Source organism: Klebsiella sp. 64 (assembly GCF_018223915.1).
Lineage (GTDB): Bacteria > Pseudomonadota > Gammaproteobacteria > Enterobacterales > Enterobacteriaceae > Klebsiella > Klebsiella pneumoniae.
In genome coordinates this window covers 36,603-61,914 of record NZ_JAGRQZ010000005.1, presented here as the reverse complement: position 1 = coordinate 61,914, position 25,312 = coordinate 36,603, and the positions used below count along the sequence as shown (strand labels likewise).

23 protein-coding genes are annotated in these 25,312 nt (G+C 58.1%); 15 read left to right on the top strand and 8 right to left on the bottom strand.

Translation table 11 applies throughout. The features are described 5' to 3' along the window. The first annotated feature begins 490 nt into the window (after positions 1-490). The 3 genes from KHQ23_RS05915 (at position 491) to KHQ23_RS05905 (ending at position 3,344) form a co-directional block, all read left to right on the top strand. A complete protein-coding gene (locus tag KHQ23_RS05915; protein WP_002922636.1) occupies positions 491-1,354 on the top strand; it encodes a YicC/YloC family endoribonuclease in 864 nt (287 codons plus the stop codon). Between the two features lie 182 nt (positions 1,355-1,536). Further along, positions 1,537-2,283 (top strand): isocitrate lyase/phosphoenolpyruvate mutase family protein, encoded by a 747-nt coding sequence (locus tag KHQ23_RS05910; protein ID WP_017879935.1) that lies wholly within the window; start codon positions 1,537-1,539, stop codon positions 2,281-2,283. A gap of 2 nt (positions 2,284-2,285) precedes the next feature. Continuing rightward, positions 2,286-3,344 carry a bifunctional transcriptional activator/DNA repair enzyme AdaA gene (locus KHQ23_RS05905; protein ID WP_025367818.1) on the top strand — a complete coding sequence of 353 codons (1,059 nt, stop codon included), beginning with the start codon at positions 2,286-2,288 and terminating at the stop codon, positions 3,342-3,344. 55 nt (positions 3,345-3,399) lie between these two features. Here the strand turns inward: KHQ23_RS05905 and KHQ23_RS05900 are convergent, their stop codons facing one another. Beyond that, positions 3,400-4,650, bottom strand: a complete 1,251-nt coding sequence (locus KHQ23_RS05900) for a chloride channel protein (protein WP_004173898.1) — start codon at positions 4,648-4,650, stop codon at positions 3,400-3,402. Positions 4,651-4,925: 275 nt separating this feature from the next. Here KHQ23_RS05900 and KHQ23_RS05895 point away from each other — a divergent pair, with 275 nt between their 5' ends. Next, positions 4,926-5,543, top strand: coding sequence for a trimeric intracellular cation channel family protein (locus tag KHQ23_RS05895; protein ID WP_002922654.1), 618 nt, complete (start codon positions 4,926-4,928; stop codon positions 5,541-5,543). A gap of 5 nt (positions 5,544-5,548) precedes the next feature. Here the strand turns inward: KHQ23_RS05895 and ligB are convergent, their stop codons facing one another. Then, the gene (gene ligB / locus KHQ23_RS05890; protein WP_025367816.1) at positions 5,549-7,225 is read right to left on the bottom strand and encodes an NAD-dependent DNA ligase LigB; all 1,677 of its coding nucleotides are present in this window, start codon (positions 7,223-7,225) and stop codon (positions 5,549-5,551) included. A 258-nt stretch (positions 7,226-7,483) separates the two neighbouring features. Here ligB and gmk point away from each other — a divergent pair, with 258 nt between their 5' ends. The 7 genes from gmk (at position 7,484) to fpr (ending at position 15,313) form a co-directional block, all read left to right on the top strand. After that, entirely contained in the window at positions 7,484-8,107 is a 624-nt protein-coding gene (gene gmk, locus KHQ23_RS05885) for a guanylate kinase (RefSeq protein WP_002922664.1), read from the top strand. 54 nt (positions 8,108-8,161) lie between these two features. Then, on the top strand, positions 8,162-8,437 hold the full coding sequence (rpoZ, locus tag KHQ23_RS05880) for a DNA-directed RNA polymerase subunit omega (RefSeq protein ID WP_000135058.1): 276 nt from the start codon (positions 8,162-8,164) through the stop codon (positions 8,435-8,437). An 18-nt stretch (positions 8,438-8,455) separates the two neighbouring features. Further along, on the top strand, positions 8,456-10,576 hold the full coding sequence (spoT, locus tag KHQ23_RS05875; RefSeq protein ID WP_004150214.1) for a bifunctional GTP diphosphokinase/guanosine-3',5'-bis pyrophosphate 3'-pyrophosphohydrolase: 2,121 nt from the start codon (positions 8,456-8,458) through the stop codon (positions 10,574-10,576). A gap of 4 nt (positions 10,577-10,580) precedes the next feature. Then, positions 10,581-11,270, top strand: a complete 690-nt coding sequence (trmH, locus tag KHQ23_RS05870; RefSeq protein ID WP_004181538.1) for a tRNA (guanosine(18)-2'-O)-methyltransferase TrmH — start codon at positions 10,581-10,583, stop codon at positions 11,268-11,270. Between the two features lie 5 nt (positions 11,271-11,275). After that, positions 11,276-13,357 carry an ATP-dependent DNA helicase RecG gene (recG, locus tag KHQ23_RS05865; RefSeq protein WP_004889209.1) on the top strand — a complete coding sequence of 694 codons (2,082 nt, stop codon included), beginning with the start codon at positions 11,276-11,278 and terminating at the stop codon, positions 13,355-13,357. 48 nt (positions 13,358-13,405) lie between these two features. Further along, on the top strand, positions 13,406-14,416 hold the full coding sequence (gene glpX / locus KHQ23_RS05860) for a class II fructose-bisphosphatase (protein ID WP_002922903.1): 1,011 nt from the start codon (positions 13,406-13,408) through the stop codon (positions 14,414-14,416). Between the two features lie 150 nt (positions 14,417-14,566). Next, entirely contained in the window at positions 14,567-15,313 is a 747-nt protein-coding gene (gene fpr / locus KHQ23_RS05855; protein ID WP_004173895.1) for a ferredoxin--NADP(+) reductase, read from the top strand. Here fpr and KHQ23_RS05850 read toward each other — a convergent pair whose 3' ends face one another. After that, positions 15,314-15,742 (bottom strand): DUF805 domain-containing protein, encoded by a 429-nt coding sequence (locus KHQ23_RS05850; RefSeq protein ID WP_004901418.1) that lies wholly within the window; start codon positions 15,740-15,742, stop codon positions 15,314-15,316. A 112-nt stretch (positions 15,743-15,854) separates the two neighbouring features. Here KHQ23_RS05850 and KHQ23_RS05845 point away from each other — a divergent pair, with 112 nt between their 5' ends. Continuing rightward, a complete protein-coding gene (locus KHQ23_RS05845; protein WP_002922908.1) occupies positions 15,855-16,457 on the top strand; it encodes a YiiQ family protein in 603 nt (200 codons plus the stop codon). 109 nt (positions 16,458-16,566) lie between these two features. Continuing rightward, complete coding sequence (gene tpiA / locus KHQ23_RS05840) at positions 16,567-17,334, top strand: triose-phosphate isomerase (RefSeq protein ID WP_002922909.1); 768 nt, start codon at positions 16,567-16,569, stop codon at positions 17,332-17,334. Between the two features lie 92 nt (positions 17,335-17,426). Here the strand turns inward: tpiA and KHQ23_RS05835 are convergent, their stop codons facing one another. The 4 genes from KHQ23_RS05835 to zapB all read right to left on the bottom strand — a co-directional run bounded on the left by KHQ23_RS05835 (position 17,427) and on the right by zapB (position 21,116). Then, a complete protein-coding gene (locus KHQ23_RS05835; protein ID WP_004151505.1) occupies positions 17,427-18,731 on the bottom strand; it encodes an SLC13 family permease in 1,305 nt (434 codons plus the stop codon). Between the two features lie 65 nt (positions 18,732-18,796). Then, positions 18,797-19,567 carry a CDP-diacylglycerol diphosphatase gene (locus KHQ23_RS05830; protein WP_014906767.1) on the bottom strand — a complete coding sequence of 257 codons (771 nt, stop codon included), beginning with the start codon at positions 19,565-19,567 and terminating at the stop codon, positions 18,797-18,799. A 162-nt stretch (positions 19,568-19,729) separates the two neighbouring features. Then, positions 19,730-20,719: a sulfate ABC transporter substrate-binding protein gene (locus tag KHQ23_RS05825; protein WP_002922936.1), complete on the bottom strand. Its 990-nt coding sequence runs from the start codon at positions 20,717-20,719 to the stop codon at positions 19,730-19,732. A 151-nt stretch (positions 20,720-20,870) separates the two neighbouring features. Further along, positions 20,871-21,116 (bottom strand): septal ring assembly protein ZapB, encoded by a 246-nt coding sequence (zapB, locus tag KHQ23_RS05820; protein WP_004150222.1) that lies wholly within the window; start codon positions 21,114-21,116, stop codon positions 20,871-20,873. 442 nt (positions 21,117-21,558) lie between these two features. On the opposite strand from zapB, the gene KHQ23_RS05815 reads away from it, so the two are divergent. Together KHQ23_RS05815 and glpK are read left to right on the top strand one after the other, a co-directional pair. After that, positions 21,559-22,410, top strand: coding sequence for an MIP/aquaporin family protein (locus KHQ23_RS05815; protein ID WP_002922941.1), 852 nt, complete (start codon positions 21,559-21,561; stop codon positions 22,408-22,410). Positions 22,411-22,431: 21 nt separating this feature from the next. Then, complete coding sequence (gene glpK, locus KHQ23_RS05810) at positions 22,432-23,943, top strand: glycerol kinase GlpK (RefSeq protein ID WP_002922944.1); 1,512 nt, start codon at positions 22,432-22,434, stop codon at positions 23,941-23,943. A gap of 114 nt (positions 23,944-24,057) precedes the next feature. Here glpK and gltS read toward each other — a convergent pair whose 3' ends face one another. Further along, positions 24,058-25,260 carry a sodium/glutamate symporter gene (gene gltS / locus KHQ23_RS05805; protein WP_004173891.1) on the bottom strand — a complete coding sequence of 401 codons (1,203 nt, stop codon included), beginning with the start codon at positions 25,258-25,260 and terminating at the stop codon, positions 24,058-24,060. Between the last annotated feature and the right edge of the window lie 52 nt (positions 25,261-25,312).

Here is a 25,312-nt window from a genome sequence, read left to right as displayed (position 1 = left end):
CTTTTTATAGAACTCATCTTAAACGACTATACTAGCGTTCTTTCAGTCGGACAATACCGCATAAAACTTAAAAAGGCCAAAACAAAACAATTAGATATAATTAATACAACAGTATTCTCACCATAAATACAATCACCAAAGTTTTAATAAATTTATAGTAATCAATGCAAAAAAAACATACATAATGCTTAAAGGTAATACCCTATCTCATTGCTGGTGGTTATACTTCCTAAAACTCACAGAATAGCTTGTCTGGCGGTATATGCATTTGTACAAAGGCATCCGAATTCCATGCCCGTATCTAATATCAGAAAATATTAACTACGGATTCCCATAATATATAACCCCACCTACAGCCCCTGGTGAAAATAACTTTGCGGCGATATCCCTTAAAACAATCGTCCTTGAAGTATTTCATCACTATTCCTGTTAAGTCACCGCCCGCACGGCTATAATCCTTGCATTCATTATTACGAAAACAGGAACGCCTATGATCCGCAGTATGACCGCCTATGCCCGCCGTGAAATCAAGGGTGACTGGGGTAGCGCCGCATGGGAGCTGCGCTCGGTAAACCAGCGCTATCTGGAAACGTACTTCCGCCTGCCGGAGCAGTTCCGTAGTCTGGAGCCCGTGGTACGCGAGCGCATTCGCGCCCGCCTGACTCGCGGTAAAGTCGAATGCACCTTGCGTTTTGAACAAGATCCCAGCGCTCAGGGTGAACTCATCCTCAACGAAAAGCTGGCTAAACAGCTGGTAAACGCTGCCAACTGGGTGAAAATGCAGAGCGATGAAGGGGAAATCAACCCGGTTGATATCCTGCGCTGGCCGGGCGTGATGGCCGCCAAAGAGCAGGATCTCGACGCCATCGCCGCCGACATTCTGGCCGCTCTTGACGGCGCGCTGGACGACTTCATCGTCGCCCGCGAAACGGAAGGCCAGGCCCTGAAAGCGCTTATCGAGCAGCGGCTTGAAGGCGTGAGCGGCGAAGTGGCGAAAGTTCGCGCTCATATGCCGGAAATTCTCCAGTGGCAGCGCGAGCGTCTGGTCGCCAAGCTGGAAGATGCGGAAGTGCAGCTGGAAAATAACCGCCTTGAGCAAGAGCTGGTGCTGATGGCGCAGCGTATCGACGTTGCCGAAGAACTGGACCGTCTCGAAGCGCACGTTAAAGAGACCTATAACATTCTGAAGAAGAAAGAAGCTGTGGGTCGCCGTCTCGACTTTATGATGCAGGAGTTCAACCGTGAATCGAACACCCTGGCGTCAAAATCGATTAACGCCGAGGTGACCAATTCCGCGATTGAGCTGAAGGTACTCATCGAGCAAATGCGCGAGCAAATCCAGAATATCGAGTAACGCTTTCTCGTTTGTTAATGTATTTCGGTATCCAGGGCCATGATAAATCATGGCCTTTTTATTTATCTCTCTCACGGGCGAATGATAAGAATCTACTTATAAAAAATAGTCGTCCAGTTTTCGGTTGTGGCAAATAAGCACAACGCGGCACAGTCAGGAAAACACTACCGCGAGAGAAAAGAATGGACTTTAATGCGCTTCACCAGCAACACCAACCTTTGTTGCTTGCCAATGTCTGGGATGCCAGCAGCGCTCAGGCTGCTCAGCAGGCTGGTTATCAGGCGCTGGGATCCTCCAGCGCTGCTATCGCCGCAATGTTAGGGTATGAAGATGGCGAAGAGATGAGTTTTGACGAGCTGTTTTATGTCGTCTCACGCATCAAAACCGTTAGCGAACTGCCGTTAAGCGTCGATTTAGAGGCGGGCTACGGCGCGACAACCAGCCACATCATTGATAATATCCGGCGTCTGGCGCATCTCGGCGTGAGTGGAATAAATCTCGAGGATAGTCATGTGGTGGATAGTACGCGTCGTCTTGACGATGCGGAGCGCTTTGCCGTCAAACTGCAGGAAATCACCCGCGCCTGTCCAGGTCTGTTTGTTAATGTCCGCACCGATACCTTTCTTCTCAACGTACAAGATGCGCTGGTTCAAACGCTCTATCGCGGTCAACTCTACGCCAAACACGGCGCATGCGGTTTTTTTGTGCCTTGCGTCACCCGCGCGGAGGATATTACCGCCATCGTTCACCACGTGCCTTTACCCTTAAACGTAATGTGTATGCCTGAGCTGGCTGACTTCAGCACCTTATCGACACTGGGCGTAAAACGAATTTCGATGGGCAATTTTATTTATGCTGCGACGCAGGCCAGACTGAAAGACTTATTATGTCAGGTGCAAACCCAACACTCTTTCTCAGGTGTTTTTTGACCATGAAAATTACCGACAGCATGCAGTGCGATATCTGGTATCAGGCGCTGCTTGAACGCGCGGTGGAATTCACCGGCGTTTTTTTCGTCGGCGTGAAAACCACCGGCGTATTTTGTATCTCGGTCTGTCGGGCGCGAAAACCCCGGCGGGAAAACGTCGAATTTTATAATGACTTTAAATCCGCGCTGGATGCCGGCTTCCGGCCATGCAAAGTCTGTCGCCCGACGGAGAATGCCCGGACGGCCCCCGCCTTTGTTGAACAAGCGCTCCGCCTGCTGCGAGAAGCTCCAAAGGTCCGCCTCAGCGATAGCGAGCTACGTCAGCACGATATTAGCCCGGAACGCGTTCGCCGCTGGTTCCTGCAAAACCACGGGATCACCTTTCAGGCTTTTCAACGGATGCAGCGTTTGAATATGGCGCTTCAGGAATTAAAAGCAGGCCGCTCAACTACCGATGTCGCTTTCGATAGCGGTTACGAGTCCTTAAGCGGCTTCGGCTATACCTGCAAAAAATTGACCGGTTTCGCACCCAGCGCACAACGCCAGGTTGTTTTAATTCATCGTTTTACCACCCCGTTAGGGCCAATGTTTGTTTGTGCAACGCAACGGGGAATTTGTCTGCTGGAGTTTGTCGACAGACGAGCGCTGGAGTCAGAATTCAGCGACCTGCAGCGGCGGCTCAACGCCAGCATCATCGCAGGTGAAAATGCCCACACCAGGCAGGCGCAACAGGAAATAACGGAGTATTTCGCCGGACAGCGTCAATCGTTCGAGGTGGCGCTTGATACCCCAGGCAGCGAGTTCCAGCGAGCGGTCTGGCGCCGTTTACAGCACGTTAGCTTCGGTGAGACGACGCATTATCAATCGATTGCGATGGAGATAGGTAAACCAACGGCCACGCGCGCGGTGGCTGCTGCAAACGGCGCTAACCGCGTCGCGATTATCATCCCGTGCCATCGAATTATCGGCAAAGATGGTTCGATGACCGGTTACGGCGGCGGCATTGCACGAAAAATATGGCTTATTAACCATGAGGCAACCATCAGGGAAAAACGCGGCTGATTTTACTTTCAGGATCAACGGGCCCCTCCCTGACTTTCACCGCGGCTCGGTAAGCCTATTTTTTATCCAGCGCCCGGCAGGTTAAAAACGCCCCTGCCGCGCACAGCAGCGCCGGAGCCAGATAGCTGTGATCCATGTGGGTAAACTCCATCACCAGCGCCACCGCGGTCAGCGGCATCTGCATGGAGGCGGCGAGAAACGCGGCCGCCCCCACCACAGCGAAGCTGCTTTTATCACCGCCAGGGAAGCCGAGCTGCCAGAGCGCGCAGAGCAGCAGGCTGACCAATCCGCCCACCGCCAGCCCTGGGGTTAACAATCCACCCTCCGCGCCGCCGCGCAGCACCGCCAGAATCACCACCATCTTCAATACTAACAGGACAGCGACCATGGAGAGAGGCAGCCCGTCGCTGAGCGCCAGCTGCATTGGACCCTTGCCATTGCCCGGAAGCTCGGGGAAATAAAGACTCAGGATGGCAAGAAGAGAAAACCCCAGCAGACAGAACACCGGCATCTGCCAGTTACTTCGCGCGCGTGAACGCGCCGCGCTGGTCGCTTTGCGAAAGAGCCAGGCGCCGGTGCCAAGAATCGGGCCCGCCAGAATCGCCCACCAGAGAAAGGTGTGCGGAAGTGCGCTGGAAACAAAATGGTATTGCGATTCATCCCCTAACCCCAGGGTGGCCGTCCAGGCGGCAATCGCCGAGGTCATTATCGCCGCCAGCGTTTTTTCCCAGCTAAACGACAGTAGCATGACCTCAAGGCTGAACAACGCCCCGGCCAGCGGGACGTTATAGACCGCCGCCAGACCCGCGCCCGCCCCACAGGCAATCAGCGTGCGGGTTTCATCTTCCAGCAGGCGCAGCTTACGCGCCACCATCCCCGCCCCCAGCGCGCCCATTTCCCGGGGCGCCACTTCGCGGCCAAGCGGGGAGCCCAGCGCTACGGTGACGATCTGCAGCAGCGCGTGGATCGTCGTGGTGCCCGCGGGCATGGGTGCGCAGGGGTTGGCCACCGCCGCCGCAATGGAAACCCGCCTCTGCCCATAGCGACCAAGCAGCCACCAGCCAAATCCGGCGACGGCGCCGCCGGCCACGATTGCCACGATGCGGCGTGGCCAGGACGACTCCGTGACGCCCTGTAAAAATGACACCGAACCGACGATCTGCCCATAACTGTAACCAAAAGCCAGGTGCTGAATCGCGTGTAAAATTAGTGCCAAAACCATGCCGGACAGACCGGCCAGAATCCCGGTTAATACCACGGCTATCAGGCGGATCAGATGATTTTTATTCCCGGCGGCGACGCTCATTTTCTCAGGCCTTGAAAAGGAAAAATAAAAGAATAAAGGACGAGACTTAAACATTGCGTAATCATAGTGTTTTCGATAGTGATACCCATCGCTTCACTTAGCATTACTTTTTCTAATCAATAAAAATCCCTAAAAAATCAATAAACCTTTAAATCAAGCCATCACAGATACTATTTCCATTAATTTTTCCTGGCGTAAATGATTCGCTTTAGAAAATCTCAATCGTGATCCTGCGCACAAATCGTTAACCTGCCCGCCATTACCTGGGGGGATCTATGCTGCTTCATGTTCTGTATTTAATCGGTATCACCGCGGAAGCCATGACCGGCGCACTGGCTGCCGGGCGCCGGCGGATGGATACGTTTGGCGTCATCATTATCGCCACTGCGACCGCGCTGGGCGGGGGTTCCGTTCGCGATATCCTGCTGGGGCACTATCCTCTTGGTTGGGTGAAGCATCCCGAATATGTCATCATTGTCGCCGTCGCCGCCGTCCTCACGACCATTGCCGCTCCGGTGATGCCGCACCTTCGTCGGCTGTTTCTGGTGCTGGACGCGCTGGGGCTGATCGTGTTTTCCATCATCGGCGCGCAGATCGCCCTGGACATGGGCGAAGGCCCGGTTATCGCCTCTATTGCCGCCGTGATCACCGGTGTCTTCGGCGGCGTACTGCGCGATATGTTCTGCAAACGCATTCCGCTGGTCTTCCAGAAAGAGCTGTATGCCGGGATCTCCTTTGCCGCAGCCGTACTCTATATTGCTCTGCAACATTACGTCAGCAGCCACGATGTGGTGGTGCTGGCTACACTGCTGTTCGGCTTTACCGCCCGCATGCTGGCGCTACGCTGGAAACTGGGGCTACCGGTCTTCCACTACACCCATGACGCCCACTAACCGCCTTAAAATCCGGGGATGCGCTGCCCGCTAAGCCATTGCGCCAGCGCCACCACGTCCGGATGGTGCAGGAAAGCCACCAGCTGGCGGGCTCTGATCTCCCCCACGCCCGGCAGCGTGCGCCATTGCGCTTCACTTTTTGCCGCCAGCAAATGCCAGTTCTCGCTTTCGAGCTGCGCCAGCGCCCCCTGCGGCACCGGGATCCCCATCGCCAGCACCCAGCGGATAAAAGGTCGTTTGCGAACAAGATCAAACTGATGCCAGAGGTGCTGCCCGCGGGCGGCGGAAATCCCTGGCACCGCCTGCAGCTGCTCAACGGTAAGCGCCAGCCAGGAAAAGATATGCGTCATCGGGTTTTGCTGCTGAATGACGCGCCATAAATTTTCCCCCACGCCATCGACATTCAGGGCGGACTTTGATGACAACCAGATCAGCCTGGAAAGAAACTGTTCGCTGCACTCAGGGGTGGCGAAATAGCAGGTTAGCGCATTAAATTTCGCCGGCGGCGGCGTCGGTTTATGGCGCTCGGCCGTCCGCCAGACGACGGCGTCGACCCGAGGAATACCCTGCCCTGCCAGACTGATCTGCAGCTGATCGCCAACCCCAATATCCAGCATCTGCCAGCGGGACACAGAGCCAACGTTAACCCGCTGCACGCGTTTATCATCCAGCCGCTGGGGCTCAAGCTCGGCCACCACGTTGAGTCTGCCGCTGCGGCCGGTACTGAAACGGATCGCCCGTACCTGCATCACCCGCGATGCCGGAGGATATTTCCAGGCTGCCAGCCACTCGCCCTTTCCGGGCGACCAGACTCGCCCCGGCGGCTCGCGTCCTTCGCGCACAATCACACCGTCGCTGACGAAGGGCAGCGGCGAGCGATACCAGCGCTGGCGCCACTGCGCCACCTGCTCGATGCGCGACACCGGATGGGTATATTGTCCGCTGTACTTAAACCCCGCCTGCGCCAGCAGCTGCTGACGACGGCGCATATCCGACGGGCCGTCTGGCCAGGCCCAGATAAAAACGTCCAGTTGACTGAGCGCCGCCGCCGCGTCGGCTCGCATCATCAACCCGGCGACTTTCGCCCGCGCATTCATCCCCCCGGCCTGCTGCTGGACATGGCCGTCCCGGCGCAGAAACAGTTCCCCCAGCAGTACGCTGTCGGCCAGTTCACCGGTCATCACTTTCGCCAGCGCCGGGATCTGCCGCGCTCGGGCGGTCCATGCCTCACCGCGTAAACCATCGCCGCGGCTAATGGCCTGAACCAGACGCCCCTGGCGATAAACGAGAGTCACCGCCACGCCGTCCACTTTAGGCTGTATCCACAGGTCGGATTTATTTTTCATCCAGCGGGCAACGCTGTCCTCATCCGCCAGCTTGCGCACGCCGGTATGGGCCACCGGATGACGCGCATCGCCGGTGGGCGGAGGCAGATCGTCACCCTCAGGCGTCGCGCCCGGAAAGCATTGTCGCCACTGCGCCAGGCGCAGGGTGAGCTGGTCGTAAACGTCATCGCTCACTCCGCTGGCGCCCTGCCGCCAGTAAGCCTCTTTCCAGGCGACAATTTGCTGATGAAGGCGTGATGTCTCCTGCCTTCCTCTGGCCGGCGGCCAGTCCGGACACGTCGCCAGCGCGCTGGCAGAGAACATCCCTAACGCCAGCCACCACCCTCCTTTACGCATTGCAGTCCCCTCCTCCATCACCTGGCGGAGAGTCTGCTGCAGAATGCCGCGAGCCGCGACGGAAGCTTTTTCGCCTTGCGAAGCGCCTTCCAGGATTTACGCCTCATTGCAGCAACGGCTGGCGAATTCAGGAAAACGGCAGGCAAAATGAAAGAAACAGCGGCAAAAAGTGTGACAATGACTGCGTCACGCCGCGGCGACGTGTATAATAGGCTCGTATGTAGGACCTCTTTCGATAACCACATACAAAAGACACTCATGGCTCAAGGCACGCTTTATATTGTTTCCGCCCCTAGCGGCGCGGGTAAATCCAGCCTGATTCAGGCTTTATTAAAAACCCAACCGTTGTATGACACCCAGGTATCGGTCTCCCATACCACGCGGGCGCCGCGTCCGGGTGAAGTGCACGGCGAACACTATTTCTTCGTGAATCACGACGAATTCCGCTCGATGATTGGCGAAAACGCGTTTCTGGAACATGCAGAGGTCTTTGGCAACTATTACGGCACGTCGCGTAAAGCGATCGAGCAGGTGCTGGCGACCGGCGTCGATGTCTTCCTCGATATCGACTGGCAAGGCGCGCAGCAGATCCGTAAAAGCATGCCCGGCGCGCGCAGTATTTTTATTCTGCCGCCGTCAAAAGATGAACTGGACCGTCGCCTGCGCGGCCGCGGCCAGGACAGCGAAGAGGTGATCGCGAAACGGATGGCCCAGGCCGTTGCGGAAATGAGCCATTACGCGGAATATGATTACCTGATTGTGAACGATGATTTTGACACCGCCCTGAGCGACCTGAAAAATATCATCCGCGCTGAACGTCTGCGCATGAGCCGCCAAAAGCAGCGACATGGCGCTTTAATCACCAAACTATTGGCAGACTGAACCCACATTCAGTATCATGCCCAGTCATTTCTTCACCTGTGGAGCATTTTAAGTATGGCACGCGTAACTGTTCAGGACGCTGTAGAGAAAATTGGTAACCGTTTTGACCTGGTACTGGTCGCCGCGCGTCGCGCTCGTCAGATGCAGGTTGGCGGAAAGGATCCGCTGGTACCGGAAGAAAACGATAAAACCACCGTTATCGCACTGCGCGAAATCGAAGAAGGTCTGATCAACAACCAGATCCTCGACGTACGTGAGCGCCAGGAACAGCAAGAGCAGGAAGCCGCTGAATTACAAGCCGTTACCGCGATTGCTGAAGGTCGTCGTTAATCACACAGCGGGTCGCCCTTGTATCTGTTTGAAAGCCTGAATCAGCTGATTCAAAACTACCTGCCGGAAGACCAGATTAAGCGTCTGCGGCAGGCGTATCTCGTTGCACGTGACGCTCACGAGGGTCAGACACGTTCAAGCGGTGAACCCTATATCACGCACCCGGTCGCGGTAGCCTGCATTCTGGCCGAGATGAAGCTCGACTATGAAACGCTGATGGCCGCGCTGCTGCATGATGTGATTGAAGATACCCCCGCCACCTACCAGGACATGGAACAGCTTTTTGGTAAAAGCGTCGCCGAGCTGGTAGAGGGGGTGTCGAAACTTGACAAGCTCAAGTTCCGCGATAAGAAAGAGGCGCAGGCCGAAAACTTTCGCAAAATGATCATGGCGATGGTGCAGGACATCCGCGTCATCCTCATCAAGCTTGCCGACCGCACCCACAACATGCGTACTCTGGGCTCGCTGCGCCCGGATAAACGCCGACGCATCGCCCGCGAAACGCTGGAAATTTACAGCCCGCTGGCGCACCGTTTAGGTATCCATCACATCAAAACCGAGCTCGAAGAGCTGGGCTTTGAAGCGCTGTACCCTAATCGCTACCGCGTCATTAAAGAGGTGGTCAAAGCGGCGCGCGGCAACCGTAAGGAGATGATTCAAAAGATCCTCTCCGAAATCGAAGGGCGTTTGCAGGAAGCGGGGATCCCCTGCCGCGTCAGCGGTCGCGAGAAGCATCTATACTCCATCTACTGTAAAATGGTGCTCAAAGAGCAACGTTTTCACTCGATCATGGATATCTACGCCTTCCGCGTTATCGTCCATGATGCCGATATCTGCTATCGCGTGCTCGGCCAGATGCACAGCCTCTACAAACCGCGTCCGGGTCGTTTTAAAGACTACATCGCCATTCCGAAAGCTAACGGCTATCAGTCTTTGCACACCTCGATGATCGGCCCCCACGGCGTCCCGGTCGAGGTACAAATTCGTACCGAAGACATGGACCAGATGGCGGAGATGGGGGTAGCGGCGCACTGGGCTTATAAAGAGCACGGCGGCGAAAGCAGCACCACCGCGCAGATCCGCGCTCAGCGCTGGATGCAAAGCCTGCTGGAGCTGCAGCAGAGCGCCGGTAGCTCGTTTGAATTTATCGAGAGCGTAAAATCCGATCTGTTCCCCGATGAGATTTACGTTTTCACCCCGGAAGGGCGCATTGTCGAACTGCCTGCCGGCGCCACGCCGGTGGACTTCGCCTACGCGGTGCATACCGATATCGGTCATGCCTGCGTCGGCGCGCGCGTCGACCGTCAGCCCTATCCGCTGTCGCAGCCGCTCTCCAGCGGTCAGACTGTCGAAATTATCACCGCGCCGGGCGCTCGCCCGAACGCCGCCTGGCTGAACTTTGTCGTCAGTTCGAAAGCGCGCGCCAAGATCCGTCAGCTGCTGAAAAACCTTAAGCGCGACGATTCGGTCAGCCTTGGCCGTCGTCTGCTCAATCACGCGCTGGGCGGAAGCCGCAAACTCGCCGAGATCCCACCGGAGAATATCCAGCGCGAACTCGATCGCATGAAGCTGGCCTCGCTTGACGATCTGCTGGCGGAAATCGGTCTGGGCAACGCCATGAGCGTCGTGGTGGCAAAAAACCTGCAGCAGGGCGAAGCCGCTGCGGCGCCGGTGCCGGCCAACGCGTCGAACCACGGTCATCTGCCAATCAAAGGCGCCGATGGCGTGTTGATCACCTTCGCCAAGTGCTGTCGTCCAATTCCAGGTGACCCGATTATCGCCCACGTCAGCCCGGGTAAAGGGCTGGTTATCCACCATGAATCCTGTCGTAACATTCGCGGCTACCAGAAAGAGCCGGAGAAATTTATGGCGGTTGAGTGGGATAAAGAGACCGCTCAGGAGTTCATCACCGAAATCAAGGTGGACATGTTTAACCATCAGGGCGCGCTGGCTAACCTGACGGCGGCGATCAACACCGCGTCTTCCAATATCCAGAGCCTGAATACGGAAGAGAAAGATGGCCGCGTATACAGCGCCTTTATCCGCCTGACCGCGCGCGACCGCGTGCATCTGGCGAATATCATGCGCAAAATCCGCGTCATGCCGGACGTGATTAAAGTCACCCGTAACCGAAACTAGCTTTATGAACTCAAAGCGCTACGAGCGTATCTGCGAGATGCTCGCCAGGCGTCAGCCTGACCTGACGGTCTGCATGGAGCAGGTCCATAAGCCTCATAACGTCTCTGCGGTCATCCGGACCGCAGATGCCGTTGGCGTACACGAAGTGCATGCCGTCTGGCCGAGCAGCCGGATGCGTACCATGGCCTCCGCCGCCGCGGGCAGCAACAGCTGGGTGCAGGTTAAAACCCACCGCACTATCGCAGATGCCGTCGGCCACCTGAAAGGCCAGGGCATGCAAATTCTTGCCACTCACCTTTCCGACAAAGCCATCGATTTTCGTGAAATCGACTATACGCGTCCAACCTGCATCCTGATGGGTCAGGAAAAAACCGGCATCACCCAGGAAGCGCTGGCGCTGGCCGATCAGGACATCATTATCCCGATGATCGGCATGGTGCAGTCGCTGAACGTCTCCGTCGCCTCGGCGCTGATCCTTTACGAGGCGCAGCGCCAGCGGCAGAATGCCGGGATGTACCAACGCGCCAACAGCATGCTGCCGCCACAAGAGCAGCAGCGCCTGCTGTTCGAAGGCGGCTATCCGGTGCTGGCCCGCGTCGCCAGACAAAAAGGTCTGCCTTACCCCCACGTTAACGAGCAGGGCGAAGTGGAAGCCGATGCCGCGTGGTGGGCCACCATGCAGGCTGCGAGGTAAACCCAATGTCAGGCCGCCTGTTAGATGCCGTTCCGCTCAGTTCACTCACCGGTGTGGGCGCTGCGCAGAGCAGCAAACTGGCGAAGATTGGCCTGCATACGGTACAGGATCTGCTGCTGCACCTGCCTTTACGCTACGAAGATCGCACCCATCTTTACCCGATAGCCGAGCTGCTTCCCGGAGTTTATGCCACCGTGGAAGGTGAAGTGCTCAACAGCAATATCACCTTCGGCGGCCGGCGGATGATGACCTGCCAGATCAGCGACGGCACCGGCATCCTCACCATGCGCTTTTTCAACTTCAACGCGGCGATGAAAAACAGCCTCGCGACCGGTCGTCGGGTGCTGGCCTACGGTGAAGCCAAACGCGGGAAGTACGGCGCCGAGATGATCCACCCGGAATATCGCGTCCAGGGCGATATGAGTACTCCGGAGCTGCAGGAAACGTTAACCCCAGTCTATCCGACCACCGAAGGCATCAAGCAGGCGACCCTGCGCAAGCTCACCGATCAGGCGCTTGAGCTCCTGGAAACCTGCGCGATTAGCGAACTCCTGCCGCCGGAGCTGGCGCAGGGGATGATGAGCCTGCCGGAGGCGCTGCGTACGCTGCACCGCCCGCCTCCCTCCTTGCAACTTAGCGAGCTGGAAAGCGGCAAGCACCCGGCGCAGCAGCGTCTGATTCTGGAAGAGCTGCTGGCGCATAACCTCAGCATGCTGGCGCTGCGGGCAGGCGCCCAGCGCTATCACGCCCTGCCGCTCGGCGCCAACGATACCCTGAAAAACCAACTGCTGGCCTCCCTGCCCTTTAAGCCCACCGGCGCGCAGGCGCGGGTTACCGCCGAGATTGAACACGATATGGCGCTGGACGTGCCGATGATGCGCCTGGTGCAGGGCGACGTTGGCTCCGGTAAAACGCTGGTCGCTGCCCTGGCTGCCTTGCGCGCTATCGTCCACGGCAAACAGGTGGCGCTGATGGCGCCCACCGAACTGCTTGCCGAGCAGCATGCCAATAACTTCCGCAGCTGGTTCGAACCGCTGGGCATAGAAGTCGGCTGGCTGGCGGGCAAACAGAAAGGCAAAGCCCGTCAGGCGCAGCAGGAGGCTATCGCCAGCGGCGAAGTGCAGATGATTGTCGGCACTCACGCCATCTTCCAGGAGCAGGTGCAGTTTAACGGCCTGGCGCTGGTGATTATTGACGAACAGCACCGCTTCGGCGTGCATCAGCGGCTGGCGCTGTGGGAGAAAGGTCAGCAGCAGGGGTTCCACCCGCATCAGCTGATCATGACCGCCACGCCGATCCCCCGCACCCTGGCGATGACCGCCTACGCCGATCTGGACACCTCGATTATCGACGAGCTGCCGCCAGGCCGAACTCCGGTGACCACCGTCGCCATCCCCGACACCCGGCGCAGCGATATTATCGACCGCGTGCGCAACGCCTGTACCCATGAAGGTCGCCAGGCCTATTGGGTCTGTACGCTGATTGAAGAGTCCGATCTGCTGGAAGCCCAGGCGGCGGAAGCCACCTGGGAAGAGCTCAAACTGGCGCTGCCGGAGCTCAATATCGGCCTCGTCCACGGGCGGATGAAACCGGCGGAGAAGCAGGCGGTGATGCAGGCCTTCAAGCAGGGCGAGATGCATCTGCTGGTAGCCACCACGGTGATTGAAGTCGGCGTCGACGTGCCTAACTCAAGCCTGATGATTATCGAAAACCCTGAACGTCTGGGTCTGGCGCAGCTGCACCAGCTCAGAGGGCGCGTTGGTCGCGGCGCGGTCGCTTCCCACTGCGTGCTACTCTATAAATCGCCGCTCTCCAAAACGGCGCAGAAACGTCTGCAGGTCCTGCGCGACAGCAACGATGGTTTCGTCATTGCCCAGAAAGACCTCGAAATTCGCGGTCCCGGCGAGCTGCTCGGCACCCGCCAGACCGGCAACGCCGAATTTAAAGTGGCGGACTTACTGCGCGATCAGGCGATGATCCCCGATGTCCAGCGCATTGCTCGCCACATTCATGAACGCTATCCGCTGCAGGCCCAGGCGCTTATCGAGCGCTGGATGCCGGAAACCGAACGCTATTCCAACGCGTAGCGCGCTTTTGCCGCGCTGCGGGCAATTTTTCTACACAACGAGTGGATTATGAAACGAGAACTGGCCATCGAATTTTCGCGTGTCACCGAAGCCGCCGCGCTGGCGGGCTATAAATGGCTGGGCCGCGGCGATAAGAATACCGCCGACGGCGCAGCGGTTAACGCCATGCGCATTATGCTTAACCTCGTCAATATCGACGGCACCATCGTCATCGGCGAGGGCGAAATCGATGAAGCGCCGATGCTTTATATCGGCGAAAAAGTGGGTACCGGCAAGGGCGATGCGGTAGATATCGCCGTCGATCCCATCGAAGGCACCCGCATGACGGCGATGGGCCAGGCCAACGCCCTGGCGGTGATGGCGGTCGGCGATAAGGGCTGCTTCCTCAACGCGCCGGATATGTATATGGAAAAGCTGATCGTCGGCCCGGGCGCTAAAGGCGCTATCGACCTTAATCTGCCGCTGGAAGAGAACCTGCACAATATCGCCCGCGCCCTGAACAAGCCGCTGGGCGAGCTGACCGTCACCGTGCTGGCGAAACCGCGCCACGACGCGGTCATTGCCCAGCTGCAGCAGCTGGGCGTGCGCGTGTTCGCTATTCCCGATGGCGACGTCGCGGCCTCTATTCTCACCTGCATGCCGGATAGCGAAGTCGACGTACTGTACGGCATCGGCGGCGCGCCGGAAGGGGTGGTTTCCGCCGCGGTGATCCGCGCCCTCGACGGGGATATGCAGGGGCGCCTGCTGGCTCGCCACCACGTGAAGGGCGATAACGAAGAGAACCGCCGCATCGGTGAAAATGAGCTGGCGCGCTGCAAAACCATGGGCATTGAAGCGGGCAAAGTGCTGCGTCTGGATGAAATGGCGCGCAGCGATAACGTCGTCTTCTCCGCCACCGGGATCACCAAAGGCGATCTGCTGGACGGCATCACCCGCAAGGGCAACATGGCCACCACCGAGACGCTGCTGATCCGCGGCAAGTCGCGCACTATCCGTCGTATCCAGTCGATTCATTACCTCGACCGTAAAGATCCGGACATTCAGCAGCACATCCTGTAATACCGCTTTTTCTCTCCCAGGCAACCGTCCGCAGGCGGTTGCCCTGTTCTTCGTTTATATTTGATCAATAGAGCTTTCTTGCGCCTTCGGGGTGGAAATCTGGCTCGTCTGGACCGAAGATAAGGCATCGCTTGGCAACAGGAGAAGACGATGGCGGACTGGGTTAGCGGCAAAGTGACAAAAGTGGAGTACTGGACGGACGCCTTGTTCAGTTTATACGTGCGGGCGCCTGTTCATCCGTTTACCGCCGGGCAATTTACCAAGCTCGGGCTGGAAATCGACGGCGAACGCGTGCAGCGCGCCTACTCCTACGTCAACGCCCCCGGCAATCCCGACCTCGAGTTCTATTTGGTCACCGTCCCGGAAGGCAAGCTGAGCCCGCGTCTGGCGGCGCTGAAGCCGGGCGATGAAGTCCTGGTGGTGAGTGAAGCGGCAGGTTTCTTCGTCCTCGAGGAAGTACCGGATTGCGATACCCTGTGGATGCTGGCGACCGGCACTGCGCTGGGGCCGTACCTGTCAATTTTGCAGGAAGGCAAGGACCTTGAGCGCTTTAATAACCTGGTGCTGGTCCACGCCGTCCGCTACGCCGCGGACCTGAGCTATCTGCCGCTAATGCGCGAACTGGAGCAGCGCTACGCCGGTAAATTACGCATCCAGACGGTGGTCAGCCGCGAAACCGTGGAAGGCTCGCTGACCGGCCGGGTGCCGTTTCTGATTGAAACCGGCGCGCTGGAAGAGGCCGTCGGCCTGCCGATGACCACCGACACCAGCCATGTGATGCTGTGCGGCAACCCGCAAATGGTGCGCGATACCCAACAGCTGTTAAAAGAGACCCGGCAGATGACCAAACATCTGCGTCGCCGGCCAGGCCACATGACGGCTGAGCACTACTGGTAATCAGGCGTCCGCTTTCCAGCGCACGTCCTGGGTCTCCTTGCCGAACTTATTCTCGCCCTGGGTGCCGACAAACGCCCCCAGGTCGATCAGCATCATGACGATAATCAGCGTCGGCACAAAGCGCCCGACGCCCCACTGCCAGACCTGCGGCAACATCGACCAGTTCCCCGCCAGCAGCATCCACGCCAGAACCATCAGCAGCGCCCACAGCCCGGATTTGCCGCGATCGTGCAGCCGCTTGACCACCACCGCCGCCGTCGGCCACAGCAGGCAGACGATAATAAACGCCGCCGTCTGCAGGTTGAGCAGATTGCTGCCTGCCAGGGTAAACAGGGCGCTCATGGTCACCAGCCAGATGGCAATCCAGATCCAGAAATCGCGGCGGCCAATGCGCCCTTTAATTGAGAATAACCACTGCTGTAGGGTCATGCGTTTTTCCTTATCATCATCGTCTGCGTAGTTTACCCTGGCGTCGTGACTTTTTGACAAGCGCCGCGCTTCCCGATTTAATCGTCAGCAGGCAAAAAAAGGAACGACGGGCATGAAGAAGTGGACAATTTTGTGGTTAAGTGGGCTGATGGGCCTTGCCGTCGGCCCGCACGCGTTGTCCGCAGAGAGCGAATCGACGACCGCGGCAGCGCCCTACCTGCTCGCCGGCGCGCCGAGCTTTGACCAGTCGATCAGTCAGTTCCGCGAGAAATTCAACGCCGATAACCCAAAGCTGCCTCTGAACGAATTCCGTTCCATCGCCACCAGTCGCGATCGGGCTAACCTGACCCGCGCCGCCAGCAAAATTAACGAAAATCTCTATGCCTCCACCGCGCTGGAGCGCGGCACGCTGAAGATCAAATCCATGCAGATCACCTGGCTGCCGATCCAGGGGCCGGAGCAAAAGGCGGCCAGGACCAAAGCGCTGGAGTATATGAGCGCCATGATCCGCGCCTTCGTGCCGACTTTTAGCCAGGCGCAAAGCCAGCAAAAACTGCAGAAACTGCTGGCCGCCGGCAAGGGCAAGCGCTACTTCGCCGATACCGAAGGCGCCGTGCGCTATGTGGTGGCAGATCATGGGGAAAAGGGCCTGACCTTCGCCATTGAACCGATTAAGCTGGCGCTATCTGAAACGCTGGAAGGTAACAATAAATGACAAAAAGCAAAGCCTTTCCAGTGACGAGTCTCTATACTGTTTCACAGACCATGCTGCCCTCTGGGGCGGCTATATTCCTTAATTCGCTTAAGTAGCGTGGAGAATTAAAATGCGACATCCTTTAGTGATGGGTAACTGGAAACTGAACGGCAGCCGCCACATGGTAAACGAACTGGTTGCGAACCTGCGTACCGAGCTGGCTGGCGTAAGCGGCTGTGCAGTTGCCATCGCCCCGCCGGAAATGTATCTGGACCTGGCTAAGCGCGCGGCAGAAGGCAGCCACATTCACCTGGGCGCGCAGAACGTTGACGTGAACCTGTCCGGCGCATTCACCGGTGAAACCTCCGCCGAAATGCTGAAAGATATCGGCGCGCAGTACATCATCATCGGCCACTCCGAGCGTCGTACCTACCACAAAGAATCCGACGAGCTGATCGCGAAGAAATTCGCCGTGCTGAAAGAGCAGGGTCTGACCCCGGTTCTGTGCATCGGTGAAACCGAAGCCGAAAACGAAGCGGGCAAAACGGAAGAAGTTTGCGCGCGTCAGATCGACGCCGTGCTGAAAACCCAGGGCGCTGCCGCTTTCGAAGGCGTGGTTATCGCTTACGAACCAGTATGGGCTATCGGTACCGGCAAATCAGCGACCCCGGCTCAGGCGCAGGCGGTGCACAAATTCATCCGTGACCACATTGCTAAAGCTGACGCCAAAATCGCTGAGCAAGTGATCATCCAGTACGGCGGTTCCGTTAACGCTGGCAACGCCGCAGAGCTGTTCACCCAGCCGGACATCGACGGCGCGCTGGTTGGCGGCGCCTCCCTGAAAGCTGACGCTTTCGCGGTGATCGTTAAAGCAGCAGAAGCAGCGAAAAAAGCGTAATTCGCTTTTCCCGGTGGCGACACGCGACCGGGTTGACTGACAAAACGTGGGAGCCCGGCCTAGCACAGCGCAAGCCGGGCTTTCTTTTGCCGTTACAGTTTCCCCAACAGCTGATACCAGGCGTAGTCCAGCGGCAGTAAAATCAGATAACTCACCGCCGCCAGCGCCAGACACAGTTGCATCCCCGCCCTCGCCGGGACCTTGCCTAACCCCATCGCCACCACGATCGGCGACGCCTGATAGGGCAGCAGCGGCGTGGAATAGCCCAGCACCTGAATCATAATCACGCTTAGCAGCGGGAAGCCGGTGGCGTCGGCAAAGCTCTGGGCAAAGGTGGTGTAGAGCGCCGGCACGCCGTTGGCGGTCATAATAAAGTTCAGCGCGCTGGTTATCCCGGTCAGGGCGAGAAAGCTGGTGAAAGGATTGTCTTTATCCAGGGGCATCACCTGCAGCAGCGCATTGCCCACTGCGCCGCCAATCCCGGTTTGGGTGACGGCGATCGCTAGCCCCAGAATCCCGGCGACGTAAATGCAGGTGCGCATATTCACCCCGCTGGCAAACTCCTCGCCGTTAATAAAGCCCACCCGCGGCAGCAGCGTGATCACAGCCGCCGCCAGGCCGGTCCACGCCGGGCCGACGCCGTGCCAGCTCTCGGTCACCCATAGCGAGAGGACCACCGCCAGCAGCCACGCCAGACGTTTCTCGTCGCGGCTCATCGGCGGCAGCGGCGCCAGGTCGCGCGGTGGATGCGGCTTGCCGGGAAACAGCCAGCAAATCAGCGCCACCAGCACCGCCCCTTTCAGCCAGCCAAGCACCGGCGTATGCAGCAGTAAATAGGGAACATAATTCAGATGGATACCGTACGAGCCTTCCGCCGCGCCACTCATCACCAGATTCGGCACGTTGGCGGGCAAAATCGTCGCCGACAGCTGAAAGGTGCCGAACCCCACCGCCAGCGCCAGGCCGAACCAGCCGCGGCTGCCGTCGGCAATGCCCGCGCGGCGGGCCATCGCCGCCACGATCGGCATCAGCAGCGCGATGCGCCCCATGTTGGAGGGCATCACGAACGCCAGGGCGTAGCTCAGGAGTACCACGCTGGCGACCATCCGCGGCCAGGAGTCGGTGAGCCTGGCCGACAGCGCCTGCGCCGCTCGGTCCGCCAGTCCGGTTTTACGGATGGCGATGCCGAGCACAAAGCCGCTGAACACCAGCCAGAATGCCGAAGAGGCAAAGCCGCCGAAGATCACCTCCGGCGGAGCGATTTTCGCCATCATCGCCGCTGCGAAGAACAGCAGCGCGGTGATAAATTCCGGCAGCAGCGACGTCGCCCAGAGCACGATGGTGACGCCGACAATCAATGAAGGAAGGAACAGCGGGTGGGTAAGCCAGAGCGACATGCCTGTCTCCTGTCGTTTTTTTTCAGCAAGAATACGACGACAGGTAAGACAGGTAAACGCCAGAACTAGTGGTTTGCGTTAAGGATGGCGCAGCGATGATCCTGAATTTCTTCCGCTGAAGCCCGGTTCAGGGTCAGCAGGTTACGCTCCGTCGCCAGCAGCACCAGCGAGCCGTCGCTCTGTTGCGCCATTGCCAGCGCGAAGCGTCCCATATGTTCACGCGCCTCCGGCACCTCTTCCGCCAGCATCAGGAACGGGCTACGCTGGGCCAGCTCCGCCTCCGTCACCCGGCGCGCCAGGTATTCGTGGCCCTGAAGCCCGCCCGGTAGCGGCAGCCAGCGGCTGCTGATCGCTGCGGCATCCTTATCTAACTGCGCGCGCACATCGGGGCGCAGGCAGGAGATATGAATATGGAAATGGTTTTGCGTACGTCCACTGCGCGAGTTGATCGCCAGCGATACCGCGTTATCAGGAACCGGCGCGCCGTGGCGCTGGCTCATGATTTCACGCCCCTGCCAGGCCTGCCAGAAAAAGTTCGGCGTCAACGGATCCAGCAGCAGCGGGCTTTCGGTGCCGTTGATGCGGTAGGTCGGCATCAGCAAATATTGCAGCGGGCCGTTACGGTCTTTAAACAGCACATAGCCGCCCTTGAGGTTCACTTCCGCGCACGGCGACGGGTTTTGCTGCTGTTGCTGATGGGGTACGCACTGCTGCAGGACAATCTTGCGTAATGCGTCCGGGTTGCCAGAGTGCAGCCAGTAGTAGCCGCCCGCCAGCGCCGCGAGGATCGCCACCAGCAGCGCCAGCAAAAAGTATCTTACTCTTCTCATTTTCATTCCCTGTTAAGCCTGAAGCGGAAGAGTAGCGTAATTTGATGACTAAATGAAAACAGATGGTGGACGGGGCGTTATCCCGGGTAGCGGCTGACGCCTTACCCGGGCTACGCACCGCGCAAAACTGTAGCCCTGCTAAGCGTAGCGCAAGCAGGGACAAGAGAATTAACGCTGGCTAATCTGGTCGAAGGTGCCGCCGTTGGAGAAGTGCTCTTTCTGCGCTTTCGTCCAGCCGCCGAACTCCTGATCGATGGTAAACAGCTTCAGTTTCGGGAATTCGTTAGCATATTTCTTCGCCACATTCGGATCGCGCGGGCGGTAGAAGTTCTTCGCCGCAATCTCCTGGCCTTCCGGCGAGTAGAGATACTTCAGGTACGCTTCCGCCACCTGACGCGTGCCTTTCTTATCCACCACTTTGTCGACCACCGAGACGGTCGGCTCAGCCAGAATCGACTCACTTGGGGTCACGATTTCAAACTTGTCTTTGCCCAGTTCGTTGGTCGCCAGCAGCGCTTCGTTTTCCCAGGCGATCAGTACGTCGCCGATGCCGCGTTCTACGAAGGTATTGGTCGAACCGCGCGCGCCGGAGTCCAGCACTTCCACGTTTTTATACAGCGCCTTGACGAATTCCTGGGCTTTCGCCTGGTCGCCGTGATTCTGATGCAGAGCATAGCCCCAGGCTGCCAGGTAGTTCCAGCGGGCGCCGCCGGAGCTTTTCGGGTTCGGGGTAATGACCGACACACCCGGTTTGATCAGATCGTTCCAGTCATGGATCTGTTTCGGATTGCCCTTGCGGACGAGGAACACGATGGTGGAGGTATACGGCGCGGAGTTATCCGGCAGGCGTTTCAGCCAGTTTTTATCGATGCGGCCGCGTTCGGCAATAGCGTCGACATCGTAGGCCAGCGCCAGCGTGACCACATCCGCTTCAATACCGTTAATAACCGAGGTCGCCTGTTTGCCAGAGCCACCATGCGACTGGCGGATCACCACGTTGTCGCCGGTCTCCTGCTTCCAGTGTGCGCTAAACGCTTTGTTGTACTGTTCGTACAGCTCGCGCGTTGGATCATAAGATACGTTTAATAGCTGAATGTCTTTTGCCAGAACGCTGGCGGATGCCAGCAACAGAGTTAACCCTACGCCCCACTTATTCATCGCACCGCTCTCTTTATGTGTGTTGTGATGGGTTAAGCGTGCCAGAAAGCGATTCAATGATTAAAGAATAAAAAAAGATTGGCTATAACTTGCGGATATAAAGACGCGAGTAAGGATGACCCCCTCCCGGGCGGGAGAGGGCGCGAAGCGATTAGACTTCTTCCATGCGACCCAGCAGCGCCTGCAGACGTTCCTGCCAGCCCTGCTGCTGCTCTTTCAGCTGGCTGTTTTCGCGCTCCAGCTCTTCACGACCATGCTGCGCGCTCTGAACTTCCTGCACCAGGGTGTTGTTCTTTTCTTTCAGCTCTTCGATTTCCATCTGCAACAGAGTGATGGTATCAATCGCCTGCTGAACCTTAGATTCTAATTTCTCAAACACTTCTAATGACATCGTCATACCTCTCCTGAACTTGCAAGGCGTTGATAGAAACTCGTGTTTCGTATACGCGGTCCCGCCTTAACGAAAATTAGCGCACATAGCGGTGTTATCGTCGATTGTATGAATCCCCGCCGCCCCTGTCCAGCGGCAAGCCGCGTAGATTGCGGTTTGCAACACTTTTCAGTCTTTACCTGGTGCTTTCAGCGCAGTTCGCTCGTAGTTCATGGGTCAATGTTAATTTTATGGTTAACAAAATGCGTGGTGAAACGCTCCGGCAGCGCTCTCGATGCGCGCAAATGGCGCGAAAACGCTCATTTTCTTGACGAGGCACACACATTTGAAGTTCGATATTTCTCGTTTTTGCTCGTTAACGATAAATTAACACTATGCCTACATGGCAATATGGTCGTCTGTGACCACCCTACATACAATAATCATCACCACGCTTCAGGATTCGATTATGAGCCAAACATCAACCTTAAAAGGCCAGTGCATCGCAGAGTTCCTCGGTACCGGGTTGTTGATCTTTTTCGGCGTTGGGTGCGTGGCTGCGCTCAAGGTCGCGGGAGCCAGCTTCGGACAATGGGAAATCAGCATCATCTGGGGTCTGGGCGTCGCCATGGCGATCTACCTGACCGCCGGGGTCTCCGGTGCGCACCTTAACCCAGCGGTGACTATCGCGCTGTGGCTGTTCGCCTGCTTCGAAGGCCGCAAAGTGGTTCCTTTTATTATTTCACAATTCGCTGGCGCCTTTTGCGCTGCGGCATTAGTTTACGGGCTTTACTACAATCTTTTCCTCGATTATGAAACCACCCACCATATGATTCGCGGCAGCGTGGAAAGCCTCGATCTGGCCGGCATTTTCTCCACTTACCCGAACCCGCACATCAATTTTGTGCAGGCCTTCGCGGTAGAGATGGTGATTACCGCTATCCTGATGGGCGTCATCCTGGCGCTGACCGACGATGGCAACGGCATACCGCGCGGCCCGCTGGCCCCTCTGCTGATTGGCCTGCTGATTGCGGTGATTGGCGCCTCCATGGGACCGCTGACCGGCTTCGCCATGAACCCGGCGCGTGACATCGGCCCGAAAGCCTTCGCCTGGCTGGCGGGGTGGGGTGACGTCGCCTTCACCGGCGGCAAAGATATTCCTTATTTCCTGGTGCCGCTGTGCGCACCGGTGGTCGGCGCGGCGCTGGGCGCATTCAGCTATCGTAAGCTGATTGGCCGTCACCTGCCTTGCGACACCTGCGTGGAGGAAGAGCAACAGAGCCCCTCCTCTTCCACCGCTCAACATAAAGCTTCGCTGTAATCTGACTACGGGACACCGACTATGACCGACAAAAAATATATCGTTGCGCTTGACCAGGGCACTACCAGCTCCCGGGCCGTTGTGATGGATCATGATGCCAATATCGTCAGCGTCTCCCAGCGAGAATTTGAACAAATTTATCCTAAGCCAGGCTGGGTCGAACACGACCCGATGGAAATCTGGGCTTCCCAAAGCTCGACGCTGGTCGAAGCGCTGGCCAAAGCGGATATCAACTCCGATCAGATCGCGGCCATCGGCATCACCAATCAGCGTGAGACCGTGGTGGTGTGGGAGCGAGAGACCGGTAAACCCATCTACAACGCTATCGTCTGGCAGTGCCGCCGTACCGCGGAGATCTGCGAGCAGCTCAAGCGTGACGGGATGGAAGAGTATATCCGCAAGGCCACAGGCCTGGTGGTGGACCCGTACTTCTCCGGCACCAAGGTGAAATGGATCCTCGACCATGTCGAAGGTTCCCGTGAGCGTGCGAAGCGCGGCGAGCTGCTGTTCGGCACCGTTGATACCTGGCTTATCTGGAAGATGACCCAGGGCCGCGTGCACGTCACCGACTACACCAACGCCTCGCGTACCATGCTGTTCAACATCCACGACCTCGACTGGGACGACAAGATGCTCGACGCGCTGGACATTCCGCGCGCCATGCTGCCGGAAGTGCGCAAGTCTTCCGAAGTGTACGGCCAGACCAACATCGGTGGTAAAGGCGGGACCCGTATTCCTATCGCCGGGATCGCCGGTGACCAGCAGGCGGCCCTGTTCGGCCAGCTGTGCGTCAAGGAAGGGATGGCGAAAAACACCTACGGCACCGGCTGCTTTATGCTGATGAATACCGGCGAAAAAGCGGTCACCTCCACCCACGGTCTGCTGACCACCATCGCCTGCGGCCCGCGCGGTGAGGTGAACTACGCTCTGGAAGGGGCGGTGTTTATGGCCGGCGCGTCTATTCAGTGGCTGCGCGACGAGATGAAGCTCATCAGCGATGCCTTCGACTCCGAGTACTTCGCCACCAAAGTGAAGGATACCAACGGCGTGTACGTGGTACCCGCGTTCACCGGTCTTGGCGCACCGTACTGGGACCCGTATGCCCGCGGCGCGATTTTCGGCCTCACCCGCGGCGTGAACTCCAACCACATTATCCGTGCGACGCTGGAGTCCATCGCCTTTCAGACCCGCGACGTGCTGGAAGCGATGCAGGCTGACTCCGGCATTCGTCTGCACGCCCTGCGCGTAGACGGCGGCGCGGTGGCTAACAACTTCCTGATGCAGTTCCAGTCCGATATCCTCGGCACCCGTGTCGAGCGTCCGGAAGTACGCGAAGTGACGGCGCTGGGCGCGGCCTATCTGGCCGGTCTGGCGGTCGGTTTCTGGCAGAATCTGGATGAACTGCAGGAGAAAGCGGTGATTGAGCGCGAATTCCGCCCGGGTATTGAAACTACTGAGCGTAACTATCGTTACAGCGGCTGGAAGAAAGCGGTGAAACGCGCGTTAGCGTGGGAAGAGCACGACGAAGCGTAAGATTGTGAAGTTATTCCCGGCTTGCGGCGTAAACGCCTTAGCCGGGCTACAAAACCCCAAACAGCACGATCTTGTAGCCCGGACAGGTGCGCAGCACCGCCTCCGGGTTTTTTATCAACCAAAAATCGGCAGCAGCAGGTACAGCTTAATCACCAGCGCGTTGACGATATCGATAAAGAACGCCCCCACCATCGGCACTACCAGGAAGGCCATATGCGATGGCCCGAAACGGTCGGTAATCGCCTGCATATTGGCGATCGCCGTCGGCGTTGCCCCCAGGCCAAACCCGCAATGCCCGGCTGCCAGCACCGCGGCATCGTAGTTTTTGCCCATCATCCGATAGGTGACGAACACCGCATACAGCGCCATCGCCAGCGCCTGCACCGCCAGGATAATAATCATCGGCAGCGCCAGCGAGGCCAACTCCCACAGCTTGAGGCTCATCAGCGCCATGGCGAGGAACAGCGACAGGCTGACGTTGCCCAACACCGATACCGCGCGATCGAACACCCGATACAACCCCGCCAGCGCCAGGCTGTTGCTGAGGATCACGCCGATAAACAGCACGCAGACGAAGGTCGGCAGCTCGAAGACGCTCCCCGCCAGCAGTTGCGCAACCACCTTGCCCAGCGTCAGACAGATGGCGATCAGGGCGATACTTTCGATCAGCACCAGCGAGGTGATCACCCGCCCCACGTCCGGCTTTTCAAAGGCGGTTGGCGCCACCTGATCGTCCGGTGTCCCGTCCGGTGAGGAAGAGTGCTTCACCAGATAACGCGCCACCGGGCCGCCGATCAGGCCGCCCAGCACCAGGCCGAAAGTCGCGCAGGCCATCGCCACCTCGGTGGCGTTGGCAAAACCGTAGCGCTCAACGAACAGCTTACTCCACGCCGCCCCGGTGCCGTGGCCGCCGGATAAGGTAATCGACCCGGCCAGCAGACCCATTAGCGGATCCAGCCCCAGCAGCGTCGCCATGCCGATACCGAGGGCGTTCTGCAGCAGCAGCAGGCCAACCACCACGATCAGGAAAGTGCCCAGCACCTTGCCGCCGGCCCGCAGGCTGGCGAGGTTGGCGTTAAGACCGATGGTGGCGAAGAACGCCAGCATCAGCGGATCTTTCAGACTCATATCGAAATCAATTTCGATATCCATGCTTTTTTTCAGCGCCAGCAGCGCCAGCGCCACCAGCAGACCGCCGGCAACGGGTTCAGGAATAGTGTATTTCTTAAGGAAGGGAACGGTTTGTACGAGTTTTCTGCCGAGTAACAGCACGAGCGTTGCGGCAACGAGCGTCGATAAGGTATCGAGATGAAACATAAAAAGCTCCTTATGGGCGCATGATCCATTCACACGCGACGATATTCCTGGT